This is a genomic window from Streptomyces sp. NPDC048434 (assembly GCF_043200375.1).
Classification (GTDB): Bacteria; Actinomycetota; Actinomycetes; order Streptomycetales; family Streptomycetaceae; genus Streptomyces.
In genome coordinates this window covers 45,710-58,213 of the sequence record NZ_JBICXQ010000027.1, presented here as the reverse complement: position 1 = coordinate 58,213, position 12,504 = coordinate 45,710, and the positions used below count along the sequence as shown (strand labels likewise).

Annotated in this window: 14 protein-coding genes; 5 read left to right on the top strand and 9 right to left on the bottom strand. The window is 70.4% G+C overall.

Going from position 1 to position 12,504, the window contains the following annotated elements; translation table 11 throughout:
- The first annotated feature begins 11 nt into the window (after positions 1 to 11).
- Positions 12 to 806 carry a CDP-alcohol phosphatidyltransferase family protein gene (locus ACGFWI_RS28655; protein WP_393908927.1) on the top strand — a complete coding sequence of 265 codons (795 nt, stop codon included), beginning with the start codon at positions 12 to 14 and terminating at the stop codon, positions 804 to 806.
- Here ACGFWI_RS28655 and ACGFWI_RS28650 read toward each other — a convergent pair.
- Both ACGFWI_RS28650 and ACGFWI_RS28645 read right to left on the bottom strand, forming a co-directional pair.
- The gene (locus ACGFWI_RS28650) at positions 775 to 942 is read right to left on the bottom strand and encodes a hypothetical protein (RefSeq protein WP_393908926.1); all 168 of its coding nucleotides are present in this window, start codon (positions 940 to 942) and stop codon (positions 775 to 777) included. The genes ACGFWI_RS28655 and ACGFWI_RS28650 overlap by 32 nt on opposite strands.
- A 304-nt stretch (positions 943 to 1,246) precedes the next feature.
- Positions 1,247 to 1,627 carry an ArsR/SmtB family transcription factor gene (locus tag ACGFWI_RS28645; protein ID WP_393909009.1) on the bottom strand — a complete coding sequence of 127 codons (381 nt, stop codon included), beginning with the start codon at positions 1,625 to 1,627 and terminating at the stop codon, positions 1,247 to 1,249.
- Positions 1,628 to 2,083: 456 nt separating this feature from the next.
- On the opposite strand from ACGFWI_RS28645, the gene ACGFWI_RS28640 reads away from it, so the two are divergent.
- The 3 genes from ACGFWI_RS28640 (at position 2,084) to ACGFWI_RS28630 (ending at position 5,140) form a co-directional block, all read left to right on the top strand.
- Entirely contained in the window at positions 2,084 to 2,458 is a 375-nt protein-coding gene (locus tag ACGFWI_RS28640; RefSeq protein ID WP_393908925.1) for a VOC family protein, read from the top strand.
- A gap of 542 nt (positions 2,459 to 3,000) precedes the next feature.
- Entirely contained in the window at positions 3,001 to 4,104 is a 1,104-nt protein-coding gene (locus ACGFWI_RS28635; protein WP_393908924.1) for a nitrous oxide reductase family maturation protein NosD, read from the top strand.
- Between the two features lie 7 nt (positions 4,105 to 4,111).
- The gene (locus tag ACGFWI_RS28630; RefSeq protein ID WP_393908923.1) at positions 4,112 to 5,140 is read left to right on the top strand and encodes a methyltransferase; all 1,029 of its coding nucleotides are present in this window, start codon (positions 4,112 to 4,114) and stop codon (positions 5,138 to 5,140) included.
- 113 nt (positions 5,141 to 5,253) lie between these two features.
- On the opposite strand, the gene ACGFWI_RS28625 is transcribed toward ACGFWI_RS28630, so the two are convergent.
- The 7 genes from ACGFWI_RS28625 to ACGFWI_RS28595 form a co-directional block, all read right to left on the bottom strand.
- Positions 5,254 to 5,586, bottom strand: coding sequence for a TcmI family type II polyketide cyclase (locus ACGFWI_RS28625; RefSeq protein WP_393908922.1), 333 nt, complete (start codon positions 5,584 to 5,586; stop codon positions 5,254 to 5,256).
- A gap of 56 nt (positions 5,587 to 5,642) precedes the next feature.
- The gene (locus ACGFWI_RS28620; RefSeq protein WP_393908921.1) at positions 5,643 to 6,116 is read right to left on the bottom strand and encodes an SRPBCC family protein; all 474 of its coding nucleotides are present in this window, start codon (positions 6,114 to 6,116) and stop codon (positions 5,643 to 5,645) included.
- Position 6,117: 1 nt separating this feature from the next.
- The gene (locus tag ACGFWI_RS28615; protein ID WP_393908920.1) at positions 6,118 to 6,405 is read right to left on the bottom strand and encodes an acyl carrier protein; all 288 of its coding nucleotides are present in this window, start codon (positions 6,403 to 6,405) and stop codon (positions 6,118 to 6,120) included.
- A gap of 15 nt (positions 6,406 to 6,420) precedes the next feature.
- A complete protein-coding gene (locus ACGFWI_RS28610) occupies positions 6,421 to 7,671 on the bottom strand; it encodes a ketosynthase chain-length factor (protein ID WP_393908919.1) in 1,251 nt (416 codons plus the stop codon).
- A complete protein-coding gene (locus ACGFWI_RS28605; protein WP_393908918.1) occupies positions 7,668 to 8,936 on the bottom strand; it encodes a beta-ketoacyl-[acyl-carrier-protein] synthase family protein in 1,269 nt (422 codons plus the stop codon). The genes ACGFWI_RS28610 and ACGFWI_RS28605 overlap by 4 nt, the downstream gene beginning before the upstream one ends.
- Positions 8,933 to 9,367, bottom strand: a complete 435-nt coding sequence (locus ACGFWI_RS28600) for a cupin domain-containing protein (RefSeq protein WP_393908917.1) — start codon at positions 9,365 to 9,367, stop codon at positions 8,933 to 8,935. The genes ACGFWI_RS28605 and ACGFWI_RS28600 overlap by 4 nt, the downstream gene beginning before the upstream one ends.
- 69 nt (positions 9,368 to 9,436) lie before the next feature.
- The gene (locus ACGFWI_RS28595) at positions 9,437 to 10,555 is read right to left on the bottom strand and encodes a SchA/CurD-like domain-containing protein (protein WP_393908916.1); all 1,119 of its coding nucleotides are present in this window, start codon (positions 10,553 to 10,555) and stop codon (positions 9,437 to 9,439) included.
- A 252-nt stretch (positions 10,556 to 10,807) separates the two neighbouring features.
- Between ACGFWI_RS28595 and ACGFWI_RS28590 the strand changes: the two genes are divergently transcribed.
- The gene (locus ACGFWI_RS28590) at positions 10,808 to 12,442 is read left to right on the top strand and encodes an FAD-dependent oxidoreductase (protein WP_393908915.1); all 1,635 of its coding nucleotides are present in this window, start codon (positions 10,808 to 10,810) and stop codon (positions 12,440 to 12,442) included.
- Positions 12,443 to 12,504 lie beyond the last annotated feature (62 nt).

The following is a 12,504-nucleotide window of genomic DNA, read 5'->3' as shown; positions in this document are numbered from 1 at the left end:
CGGGAGGCAGGGTGGCCGTACAAGAGCGCTACGACACAAGGCCGTTCGGACCGGACATTACGGCCGGTATGGGTGTGCAACTGCTGGTTCTGGAAGTGCTGTGCCGAGTGGCCGGCCTGGGCACCGTGGGGTGGCTCACGGGTTGCGTCTTCGCCGTGGCCACCTGGGCCGTGCTCACCGTCGCCTTGCGCCGGACGTGGACCACGTCGTTCGGACCGGCCAACCGCGTCACTCTGGCCCGCACCATTCTCGTCGGCGGGGTGACCGCGCTGGTCGCGGACTCCTTCGCCCGGCGGGTACCGGTCACGGTGCTGATCGCGTTCGCCGCCGTGGCGCTGGTCCTGGACGCGGTCGACGGGCAGGTGGCCCGGCGCACCGGAACGGCGACGCCACTGGGTGCGCGCTTCGACATGGAGGTCGACGCCTTCTTGATCCTGGTGCTCTGTGTCCATGTCGCGGTACCGCTGGGCGGCTGGGTGCTGAGCATCGGCCTCATGCGGTACGCCTTCGTCGCGGCGTCCTGGGTGCTCCCGTGGCTGCGCGGCGCCCTGCCGCCCAGTACGGCCCGGAAGACCGTGGCGGCGCTGCAGGGTGTCGTACTGGTCGTGGCCGGTACCGGGATCCTGCCGCAGCCATCGGCGGTCACCGCGGTGGCCGTGGCGCTGGGGCTCCTCGTGTGGTCCTTCGGACGGGATGTCGTGTGGCTGTGGCGGACCGGGGGCGGGGTGAGCAGGACGCCGGTGGTGGACGTCGGCCCGCTCGCCGGCCTCCGCGTCACGTCCCGGCGTGCCGGCCCAGATAGATGACCAGCGCCAGGAAGACCAGCAGCAGATTGGTCACGACGATGGAGAGCAGCACCTGCCGCCACAGGCTGCGCCGTGGAGCCCGTTGGGTGAGCAGTACCGCACCGGGCAGCCGGGCCAGCTGTGTCCCGGGGCGCACCGCGGTCGTACGGGCCCGCCGGACGCCGCAGCGCGGCGAGGTGCGGTGGCGGGCGGCGTTCTCCGGGCACGCACGGCCGTGTCCGCGAGCGGTGCGGAGCGGTCCTCGTCCGGGGGGACGCCCGCGGCAGGGCCGTACGGTCCCCGGCCCGGAGGGCGTGGGTATGCAGGTACGTGAGCGGACCGCCCGCCACGGCGGCGGCCCCTTACGCCTCGGTGCGCCGGACATCAGCGTCACCCTTTTCCGGTCGTGAACGAGCGGTCCGTGCCCGGCCGGCCGGCGTCCGCGGGGCGCAGTGGGCGGATCACGAGACCGCCCCCACCCCGTCGGCCGCCGGCAGTACGCCGGCCTCCGCCTGCCGCAGTTCGGTGAGCAGCGCATGCTGCCCGGCGAGCACCTCGGTGAGGACCCGGCGGGCGGCGCTCAACAGCTCCGCGACCTCGCCTCCGGCCAGCTCGTAGACGACGGTGGAGCCGCTGCGGGTGGCCGTCACCATGCCCGAGCGGCGCAGCACCGCCAGCTGCTGGGAGAGCGCGGACGGCTCCACCTCGATCGCGGAGAGCAGACTCCGGACCGGCATCGGCCCGCTCTGGAGCAGTTCCAGCACCCGGATACGGACCGGATGACCCAGCATCCGGAAGAAGTCGGCCTTGGCCTGACAGAGCGGAACCCAGGCGCCGTTCATCTCCGCGCCCCGCTCCCGGGGCCGGGCGCGGACCGCGCCGCGCGCACCCGTTTCCGTACCGATTCGGCGAAACCGCCCACGCATGTCCTCCGCGTTCAGGCCGACCGGCCATCGCGTCATCTGTTGAATTGCGGAATTCTGCAACTGTAGACGACCGGGGCGGGCGACTTGAATGGGTGTGCCGGACAAACCGGGGGCATGCACGGCGCGGTCATCCCACGCGCCCGTCCCGCTGCCGACGGCCCGCCGGACCGCGCCGCCCGCCGCCGGCCCGTGGTGCCGGTTTTGTCACGAACTCCCCGGCGGACGGACACAGTTGCCGTAGGGGGCGGCAGGGGCCACCGATGACGGGACGTCCGGTACCGGCACCGGTCGCGGGGCCGGAACCGCGGGCGCCGCCCCGTACACCGGATGCGGGTGGACAACCCCCTGTCCCCCAACCGCATAGTGACGCCCATGACTTCACTGGTACGTCACACCACGATCGACTGCACCGACGCCTACCGGCTGGCGAGCTTCTGGGCACAGGTACTGGACGGCACGCTGGCCGAGGACGATCTGCCGGGCGACCCGGAGGCCACGGTCACGGCCGCGGGTGGCGCCCTGTTGTTCGTCACGGTGCCCGACGCCAAGGCCGGGAAGAACCGGGTGCATCTGGATCTGCAGCCACAGGACCGCAGCCGCGACGAGGAGGTCGAGCGGCTGCTGGCGCTGGGCGCGGCCCTGGTGGCCGACCATCGGCGGGCCGACGGGACCGGGTGGGCGACGCTGGCCGATATCGAGGGCAACGAGTTCTGTGTGGAGCGCAGCGCGGCCGAGCGGGCGGGCTGATCCCGCGGGCCTCAGCCCTGCGCGATCCGCCGCGGCCGCTGAGGGGAGGGTGGCCGACGCCCGTTCAGAGGGGAGGCGGCCGACGCCCGTTCAGCGGCCGCCTCCCCGCGGCCGTTGGGGTGATCAAATGCGCTCGCCGCCCTGAGCGGGTGTCGTCGGCCGGGCCTGGCGCGTTGGTCTTCCGTGACCGTTCCCCCCGCCCGCCCGTGGTTTCTGCCGACCAGCCTCGCGGCGTTCCTGACCGAGGTGTGGCCGGACGGGCCGGCTGATGACCCGTCGGATATCCGGCCCGACGCTCAGCCCGGCACCCCGTCCGATACCCGGTCAGCTGATTCCGGCCCGGCCGATTGCCGGCCGTGCGCCGGCCCGGCCGGCGCCGTCGACGAGGACCGGGAGAAGCCCTGTGACCGGCCCTGATCGGCAGTCCGGTGCACGGCCGGGCAGCGGACTTGACGGCGTGTCGAAAGCTGGCGGGTGCACACACCGTCATCGCCGGGTCACCACATGTGGCGAGCGGGAGTGATCGCCCATAGCTTCGCCTCATGGCGCTACGACAGATGAAATACATGAGCTGCGTCGCCGCGATGTTGATCGGCGGCCTCGGCGCGGCATCGCCGTGCGACGCAAGGGAACGGCAAGTCGTCCACCCAGGTGAGTCGATCCAACAGGCGGTGGACAGAGCGAGGCCGGGCGACACCGTCATCATCCGGCCCGGCCACTACCGGGAGAGCGTACTGATCCGCAAGTCGCGGCTGCACCTCGTCGGTGCGGGCCGGAAGACGGTGATCAGTCCGTCCGGCAAGCGGGCCGAGAACGCCTGCGGGCACAGCGGCAACGGCATCTGCGTCACCGGCACGGCGGGCAGGCCGCTGCGGGACGTCAGTATCCGTTCGCTGACCGTCCGGGGCTTCAAGAAGACCGGCATCTGGGCTTCCGGCACCGACCGGCTGACCGTGCACCACGTGGCGGCCCGGCACAACGGCGTGTGGGGCATCGCCCAGGAGAGGTCCACCCGCGCGCTGATCCGGGACAATGTCGTCACCGGCAACGGCGACTCGGGCATCTTCCTGGCGAACACGGTCAAGGAGGAGGGCGGGGCCACCAACACCCGCGGGGCCACGGTCACCGAGAACCATCTCGCGAAGAACCGGATCGGCATCACCGTACGGCGCGTCAGAAACCTGACCATCGCCAACAACACCATCACCGGGAACTGCGGCGGAGTGTTCATCGTCGGCGACGAATCCCGCCCCCGGGCGGGAGCGCTGACGGTCCGGAACAACACCATCGTCAAGAACAACAAGTACTGCGCCGGAAACAGCCGCCTGCCGTTCATCCAAGGGTCCGGCATCGTCCTCACCGGCGCCGAGAAGACGCTGGTGCGACGCAATCTGATCCGCGACAACGTCGGCAAATCCCCGCTCTCCGGAGGCGTCGTCCTCTTCCCCAGCTTCGTGAAGGCGCTCAGCGAGCGCAATCTCGTCATCGACAACGTCGTGCTGCACAACAAGCCGGTGGACCTGGCCAACCGGGACCCCAAGGGCAAGGGAAACCGATTCGTCCACAACGTGTGCCGGACCTCGAAGCCGGCCGGTCTGTGCCGACGGTACGAGGTGCACGGGGTGCACCCTTCAACCGGAGAATAGAGGCGGAATGACCACCGTAAGCTCCACCCCCCAGCCGGCCATGCGGCTCCGGGAGCTCGTCTTCGGAGCTGCCTGTGCGGCGGCCGTACGGGCGGCGGCGCGCCTCGGCGTCGCCGACGCACTCGGCGACCGGCCCACCACCGCGGAGGAACTGGCCTCCGCGGTGGGGAGCGAGCCGCGGCCGCTGGAACGGCTGCTGCGCGCCCTGTCCTGCTACGGGATCTTCGAGGAGACCGACGACGGGAAGTACGTCCACACGGACATGTCGCGGCTGCTGCGGGAGGACACCCCGAACAGCCTGCGGTACATCTCGCTGTGGTGCACGGAGCCGTGGACCTGGGAAGCCTGGCCGCGGCTCGACGATGCGGTCCGCTCCGGCCGCAGCGTCTTCGACGACCTGTACGGCAAGGGGTTCTTCGAGTACCTGCACCAGGACGCAGGGGACTCGGCCGAGGTCTTCAACCGGGCGATGACCACCTCCAGCAAGCAGTCGGCGCAGGACATCGCGCAGCTGCTCGATCTGACCGGTGCGTCGTCGGTGGCGGACATCGGCGGCGGCCAGGGGCATGTGCTGGCCAGCCTGCTGGAGAAGTACCCCGCTCTCGAAGGCACGCTGCTCGATCTGCCCACCGTCGTGGCGAACTCGGATCCCCGGCTGCGCGACGGCGGCCCGCTCGCCCCGCGGGTACGGATCGTGCCCGGCGACTGCCGAGAGGACATCCCCGTCCAGGCCGATGTCTACATCATCAAGAACATCCTGGAATGGGACGACGAGAGCACCCGCAGAACGCTGCACAACGTCGTCAGGGCCGCCCGGCCGGGCGCCCGCGTCGTGATCATCGAGAATCTCGTCGACGACAGTCCCTCGATGAAGTTCACCACCGCCATGGACCTGCTGCTGCTCCTCAACGTCGGAGGCGCGAAGCACACCAAGGCGAGCCTGGTCAGCCGCATGGCGGAAGCCGGTCTGAAGGTCGGCGAGCTCCTGGTCGTCAATCCGTATCTGCACGCGTTCGAGTGCACTGTCCCCGAATGAGAAGGACCCGGCACGGCAGGTCGCCCGGTGAGGAGACTGTTCCTCACCGGGCGACCTTGCCCTTGTCCGGGACGGCGCGGGAGCCAGGGGATCACCTCGGCTCCGCGTACGCGTCAGCCGCTGCCGTCGCGCTGCCAGCTGTAGAACTGCTGGGCCATCGCATCCTTGGGGCTTCGCCAGGTCTCCGGGTCGTACGCGCTGACGAAGGTGGACAGCTTGTCGCTGACGGCGCGGAACTCGGGGTGTTCCGTCACCTTGGCGATCTCCGGGCCGGGCGGCCGGTCGGATTCGATGAGGTGCAGATACACCTCACCGAACTGGAAGAGGGTCCGTCGCGAGACGCCGACCAGATGCGGCAGTTCCGTACGGTCGGAGGCCTTGAAGACCTCGGCGATGTCCGGAGCCGAACCGGGCGCCATACGAGCGACGATCAGAGCATGATGCATCGGGGGGATCCCTTCGTTGCCGCCGAGCGGCGGTCCGAACGCGACCTGGCGGGCCGTCAGTTGACGGCGGCGGACCGGAGCTCGCGGTCACGCTGTTCGATCCGGTCCCGGATGAGCTCCATCTGGATCCGGGAGTTGCGGTTGATGAGCTCGGTCATGCCCTTGTCGTCGACCGGGGCCTCGGGCTTCATCGCGAAGTCCTGGGTCCAGTGCATGGAGGTGCCGCCCGGGATCTCGGCGTACTTCCAGTGGATGTCCATGTGCGCGAAGGGGCCGGTCTCGACCCGGCGGGCGCGGACGGTGCGGTTCCGGCGGTCGACGACCCGCTCGGAGACCCAGCTCCAGACCGTGCCGTTGTCGTCCGGGTGCATCGTCAGCCGGAAGGTGGTCTTGTCGCCTTCCCTGGACAGCACCTCGACCGAGGCGTACTCGCTGAACAGCTGCGGCCAGTTCTCGATGTCGTTGGTGATGTCCCAGACGAGGTCGAGGGGCGCCGCGATGGTGATGTCGTTCTCGGTGTGGCCAGGCATGTCAGGCTCCTGTCGTAGACACGTTATCTTGGGCTGTTTGGGCGATTTGAGCGGTGTTGACGAGGGCGAGGAAGTCGCGCGGCGTCTTGCAGCGCTCCGCGTCGGTCGGCATCGGCCGGCCCTGCCGGTTCTCCAGCTCACCCACGATGCCGAGGAGGCCCAGCGAGTCCAGACCGAACTCGGTGAAGGTCGCGTCGGGCCGGTTCGCCAACTCCTTCGGGTCGACGGTGAGCCCGGCGGCAGACTTCATCAGCGCGGCCAGCTCATTGAGCGTCAGTTGAGCGTTCATGTGCGGTTCTCCTTCTCACGAGGGGGACGGGGAGCCCTTCCGCAGCACCAGCGCCGCGTTCGAGCCCATCAGTCCCCGGCTCAGCACCAGCGCCGTCCGCAACTCGGCGGGGCGGGCCCTGCCGGTCACCACGTCAAGGTCGTGGCAGACGTCGACGACGTTGGGGGTGGGCGGCACGACGCCCTGCTCCATGGAGAGCACCGCAGCCGCGGTGTCCAGGACGGGGGCGCCGCAGTACGCCCGGCCGGTGCCGGTCTTGGGTGCGGTCACCGGGACCTGCGAGGCGTGCCGGCCCAGGGCGTCCGCGATCGCCAGCGCCTCGGCCCGGTCGGCCGCAGGGACGCCGAGCGCATCCGCGAACACCACATCGATCTCCTCCGGGGCGCACCGCGCATCCTCCAGTGCGCCGCGGATCGCATGCGCGAGCCCCTCCCGGGACTCCTCCCACAGGGAGGCTCCGGTGAAGGTCGCGGCGTGCCCGGACAACTCGGCCCGGACGCTCGCCCCACGGTTCACGGCCGCCGCCTCTTCCTCGACGATCAGCATCGCGCCGCCCTCGGCGGGCACGAATCCGCATGCGCCGCTGGTGAACGGGCGGTACGCGCGGACCGGATCGTCGAGCTTGCTCAGATCGTCGTAGCCGAGCTGGCAGACGACCGAGTAGGGGGCCAAAGGCGCCTCGGCGGCACCCACGACGACGGCATCGGTGCCGCGCCGGATGGTGCGGCAGGCATGCGCCAGGGCGTCCAGACCGCCCGCCTCGTCGCTGGCCACGACTCCGCACGGCCCCTTGAAGCCGCCGCGGATGGAGATCTGTCCGGTGCTCGCCGCGTAGAACCAGGCGATCGACTGGTACGGGCCGACATGGCGCGAGCCCTGACCCCAGAGCCGTTGCAGCTCCCGCTGGCCGAACTCACCGCCGCCCGATCCGGCGGCCGTGACGACTCCCACCGCGAACGGTGAGTCGTTGTAGTCGGCACGGCCGAGACGGGCGTCGTCCAGCGCGAGGTTGGCCGCCGCCATGGCGAAGTGGGTGAACCGGTCGGTCTGGACGAGGTAGCGCTCCTCGATCAGATCCGCCGGGTCGAACCCGCGGACCTCGCCGGCGACCTTGAGCGGAAGATGCTCACACCCGTCACGGGTGACGTGGTCGAGGACACTGATGCCCTCCACGGTCGCCTTCCAGAAGGTCTCGGTGCTCACCCCGTTGGGGGCGATGACACCGATACCGGTGACGACGGAACGACGTTCCTTCGGGGAGCTCATGATGCCCTCCCACCCTGTCGGGTCAGTACTACCGCTGACTGGAATCCACCGAAGCCGCTGCCGACCGAGAGCACCGAACGCAGCGGCAGCTCCCGTGCCGTCTTGGGCACATAGTCGAGGTCGCACTCCGGGTCCGGAGTCTCGTAGTTGGCCGTGGGCGGCACCACTTGGTGGGTGAGTGCCAGCACACAGGCCACGATCTCGATCGCGCCGATGGCCCCGAGCGAATGGCCCACCATGGATTTGATGGAACTCATCGGCACCTTGCGGGCGTGTGCGCCGAGCGACCGCTTGACCGCGGCCGTCTCGTGCCGGTCGTTCTGCTGGGTGCCCGAGCCGTGCGCGTTGACGTAGTCCACCTGGGTGGCGTCGATCCTGGCGTGGCCGAGTGCGCGGTTGATCGCCTCGGCCATCTCCAGGCCTTCCTGGGTGAGACCGGTCATGTGGTACGCGTTGCCGAAGGTGGCGTAGCCACGGATCTCACAGTGGACCGTCGCGCCGCGGGCGCGGGCGTGTTCCAGCTCTTCCAGGACGAGTACGGCGCCGCCCTCGCCCATCACGAATCCGTCGCGATGGGCGTCGAACGGCTTGGAGGCGTGAGCGGGATCGTCATTGTTCGCGGACGTGGCCTTGATCGCGTCGAAGCAGGCCACGGTGATCGGGGAGATCGGTGAGTCGGACGCGCCGGCGATGCACACATCGACCCGCCCCTCCTCGATGGAGTGGAAGGCGTAACCGATGGCGTCGAGGCCGGAGGTGCAGCCCGTGGAGACGGTCTGCACCGGGCCGTGGGCGCCGATCTGCTCCGCCACCGCGGAGGCGAGCGAACTCGGGGAGAACGCCCGCTCCAGATGGCGGCCGGCCGGCCGGTGGTCGACGTCCCACCGTTCACCGTGGTTGCTGACGGCGACATAGTCGTGCTCCAGGCGCGTGGTGCCGCCGACCGCGGTGCCCAGGGACACCCCGATACGCCAGGGGTCCTGGGTCTCCGTGTCCAAGCCTGCGTTGCGCAGCGCCTCGTCCGCGGCGACCAGCGCGAACTGGATGTACCGGTCCGAGCGGGCCACCTGCTCCTCGCTCAGCCCGTGGGCCGCGGGATCGAAGTCGCACTCGGCAGCGATACGTGAGCGGAACCCCTCCGGGTCGAAGAGGGTGATGCCACGGGTCGCCGTGCGGCCTGCGGACAGCAGGTCCCAGAAGGCGGCCACGCCCACACCGCCCGGAGCGACGATCCCGACGCCGGTGACCGCCACACGGCGGTTCATGACACGGGCTCCGTGCGTTCCGGTGGTGCGACCGGTGTGCTCTCTTCCGTGCCCTCGGTGTCGACGTGCCCGAGCTCCGGGCGCGGGGCCAGCGGGCCGAGGTGGAAGACCATACGGGCCTCCACGTCTCCGACATTGCGGAAGCGGTGCCGCATGTACGGGGGGATCAGCAGCCCCTGGTCCGGGCGCAGCGGGTGCGGTTCCCCGTCGAGGTCCACTTCGAGCGCGCCTTGGACGACGTACACGAACTCCTCGGAGTACGGGTGGTAGTGCTCGCCGATGCGCTCGCCGGGCTGCACGAGTGCCATGCCCATGAAGCCGCTCGTGGCGCCCACCGCGCTGGGTGTCAGCATGGCGCGCAGATCACCTCCGCGCCGGCGGTTGGGCTGGGTCTCACTGAGGTCCACGATGCGTGGGCGGTGCGTGGTCATGGCTGCTTCCTCCAGGGGCGTGAGGCCGGGGTTGAATGAGGGTGAGAGACCTGCTGCGACCGGGCGCAGTCAGACGCCCGGTGCCCGGCGATCGGTGATGAGGGCCATGTCGGCGCGCTCCAGGAAATGTGCGAGCTCTCGGTCGTTGGACAGCCCGCCGGCCAGTTCGGTGTCGAGCAGCCGCCGCAGCACGGCCGTCTTACGGGAGCCGCGTACGCCGAGCGCCAGCATGGGATCGCTGTCGATCGGGATCCGGAGATCGATGAGTCGCACGACCACGTCGTCGCGCTGGAAGACGGTGCTGCCGGCGATGGGGCAGGCCGGATCGTCCGCGGCCAGCTCGTCCTGGCGGGCGAGCATCTGGGCCAGCGTCATGCCGCACCCTTCCTTGGCCGGGTAGAACAGCGCATGCCGCCTGATGCCGTCGGGCTGCTCGCCGCCCGCCGCGACGTGGTGCACCGCGGGCAGTGCGGCCCGGGTGAAGAACACCCGGGCGGAGTTCGGATCGCTGAGGTCGCGGTCCTGCTCCAGATACGGGTTGATGGCTTCCTCGACGGCCCGGACCTCGGGCTGCTGGGAGATGTGCCGCAGCGCCGCGACGAGGTCGCCCTGCACCTCGACCGCACGCACGACGCGGTTGCCGTGCATGAAGAGAGAGGTGCGGCGGAGCCGGGTGGTGTCGTCGACCCGGGCCTCCGGGGAGGTGTAGCCGGCGAGGATGTCCGCGACCATCGATTCGCTGCCCGGCTTCACGGTGAAGGTCAGCGCGTGCCGGACCACCCCGTCGCCGACGCGGGGGTTGGCCTGCAGGCGGCCCTTGGGAGGCTCGGGCGCGAGGCTGGCGATGTTCGAGGTCTCGCGAAGGACGCTGAAGCGCAGCGACCGGGTGTCACGGACACAGCCGTGCAGCGGCTGGACCATCTTCACGTGTTCCTCGCTGTTGACCCAGGCCAGGAACGGCGGTGCGCTCTCCCATTCGCTGGTGATGAGCCACTGGGAGGGGTTCTCGATGGACTGGCACAGCTGGTCGGTGATGTGTCCGGGAACGGACGCGACCTGGTTGCGCAGGTGCTCGTAGGCTTCGAGGAAGTCCTGCTGGGCCCCGTCATGGAGGTCCAGAAGCAGCACGACCCGCAGCCGGGAGCCGTCGAAGGCCGACTGGGATATTCGTTCCGACAGCGTTGTCATCGTCTACGCATCTCCTTCGGGGCCCGATGGCCCCAGTGGTGCGTCGTCAGTTCCGGTGCGATCCGGGGGACTGAGCCGGATGGTGGGGGCGGCCTGCCCGGTGTCGCGGGGGGCGTCCCGGATTCGATCGTGGCCGGGACCCACGGGTGGCGCGAGATCTGTGAGCCATGCAGGTGAACCGTGATCGAACACGTCCTCAGCCGGGCATTCGTGCTCCATCTGCCGTAAGCGTCCCTGGAGCTGGAGCACGCAATGAATCCCACCGCCGAAGACCGGGTTCCGGTACTCGTCGTGGGCGGGTCCCTGGTCGGCCTGTCCGCGTCGCTGTTCCTGGGACGCCTGGGTGTCAGACATCTGCTGGTAGAGAAGCACTCGGACACCTCCCGCCACCCGCGCGGGCGGGGGAACAACGTCCGCACGATGGAGCTGTTCCGGGTGGCCGGTGCGGAGCAGCGGATCCGCGAGGCCGCGTCGGTGCTGGCCGACAACCACGGCATCCTGCAGGCCCGTTCGCTCACCGGCGACGACCAGGAGTGGCTGTTCAAGGAGATCGACCCGGGCGGCGGGCTGGCCCGTATCAGCCCGTCCGCCTGGTGTCTGTGCAGCCAGAACGACCTGGAGCCGGTGCTGGTGCGCTGTGCCCGCGAGCACGGCGGTGACCTGCGGTTCTCCACCGAGCTGAGCTCCTTCGAACAGGATGCGCAGGGGGTCCGGGCGACCCTCAAGAACCGGGAGACCGGCGAGCTCACCACCGTGCACGCGGACTACCTCATCGCCGCCGACGGCCCCCGCAGCCCGGTCCGGGAGCGGCTGGGCTTCGGGCAGACCGGTCCCGGCGACCTGTTCCACAACGTGAGCATCACCTTCCGCGCGCCGCAGCTCGCGGACGTCGTGGGCGACCGCCGCTTCATCGCCTGCTACTTGACCAACCCCGAGGCCGACGGCGCCCTGCTGCCGGTGGACAACCAGGCGGACTGGGTCTTCCACGCCCCCTGGCACCCCGACCGGGGCGAGACCCTGGAGGACTTCACCGACGAGCGCTGCATCGACCACATCCGCCGGGCAACAGGCGTACCGGATATGGACGTTGAGATCACCGGCAAGGCCCCGTGGCACGCCGCCGAGCGGGTCGTGGAGCGGTACGCGGCCGGCCGGGTCTTCCTCGCCGGCGACGCGGCCCACGAGATGTCCCCCACCGGTGCGTTCGGCTCCAACACCGGTATCCAGGACGCCCACAACCTCGCCTGGAAGCTCGCCGCGGTGCTGAACGGCTCGGCGGGCCCGGAGCTGCTGGCGACGTACGAGGCGGAACGGCAGCCGGTGGCGCGGGAGACCAGCGCCCGCGCCTCGGCGCGCTCGGCCGAGCACAGCCACCCGGGGTATGCGCCGACTCCCGGCGCGGGCGGCGGCAAGCAGCGCGGGGTGCTCACCGTCGCCCTGGGGTACTGCTATCCGCAGGGCGCCGTCGTCGGCGCCGACCCGGAGCTGCCGGTGGTGCCCGACCAGATGCGGCTGACCGGCGAACCGGGCACCCGGGCCCCGCACATGTGGCTGCAGGCCGGCGGTGAACGGCGCTCGACCCTCGATCTGTACGAGAAGTCCTTCGTCCTGCTGACCGGCTCCGAGGGCGAGATGTGGCGCACCGCGGCCAAGGGCGCCAACGAGCAGTTCTCCCTCGGGCTGGACTGCTACCTGATCGGCACCGGGCCGGACGACGATCTGGCTCCGGAGGACGGCGCCGACTGGGCGGAGAAGCACGGGACGACGTCCGAGGGCGCGGTGCTGGTGCGCCCCGACGGATTCGTGGCGTGGCGGGCCGAGGGACGGGTGGCCGACCCCGAGGCGGCGCTCCGGGAGGTCCTCGAAGCGCTGCTGTGCCGGAGCTGACGCCGTCCGGACCGCCCCCGGCCGTTCGAACGGCCGGGACCGGGTGAGAGACGCACGGGGCT

What these genes read in the sequence shown, in the direction of transcription:
- ACGFWI_RS28640 (WP_393908925.1), top strand. Translation starts at nt 2,084, where the DNA reads ATGACTTCACTGGTACGTCACACCACGATCGACTGCACCGACGCCTAC.
- ACGFWI_RS28635 (WP_393908924.1), top strand. Translation starts at nt 3,001, where the DNA reads ATGGCGCTACGACAGATGAAATACATGAGCTGCGTCGCCGCGATGTTG.
- ACGFWI_RS28590 (WP_393908915.1), top strand. Translation starts at nt 10,808, where the DNA reads ATGAATCCCACCGCCGAAGACCGGGTTCCGGTACTCGTCGTGGGCGGG.
- ACGFWI_RS28595 (WP_393908916.1), bottom strand. Translation starts at nt 10,555, where the DNA reads ATGACAACGCTGTCGGAACGAATATCCCAGTCGGCCTTCGACGGCTCC.
- ACGFWI_RS28620 (WP_393908921.1), bottom strand. Translation starts at nt 6,116, where the DNA reads ATGCCTGGCCACACCGAGAACGACATCACCATCGCGGCGCCCCTCGAC.
- ACGFWI_RS28600 (WP_393908917.1), bottom strand. Translation starts at nt 9,367, where the DNA reads ATGACCACGCACCGCCCACGCATCGTGGACCTCAGTGAGACCCAGCCC.
- ACGFWI_RS28615 (WP_393908920.1), bottom strand. Translation starts at nt 6,405, where the DNA reads ATGAACGCTCAACTGACGCTCAATGAGCTGGCCGCGCTGATGAAGTCT.
- ACGFWI_RS28610 (WP_393908919.1), bottom strand. Translation starts at nt 7,671, where the DNA reads ATGAGCTCCCCGAAGGAACGTCGTTCCGTCGTCACCGGTATCGGTGTC.
- ACGFWI_RS28625 (WP_393908922.1), bottom strand. Translation starts at nt 5,586, where the DNA reads ATGCATCATGCTCTGATCGTCGCTCGTATGGCGCCCGGTTCGGCTCCG.
- ACGFWI_RS28605 (WP_393908918.1), bottom strand. Translation starts at nt 8,936, where the DNA reads ATGAACCGCCGTGTGGCGGTCACCGGCGTCGGGATCGTCGCTCCGGGC.
- ACGFWI_RS28630 (WP_393908923.1), top strand. Translation starts at nt 4,112, where the DNA reads ATGACCACCGTAAGCTCCACCCCCCAGCCGGCCATGCGGCTCCGGGAG.
- ACGFWI_RS28645 (WP_393909009.1), bottom strand. Translation starts at nt 1,627, where the DNA reads ATGAACGGCGCCTGGGTTCCGCTCTGTCAGGCCAAGGCCGACTTCTTC.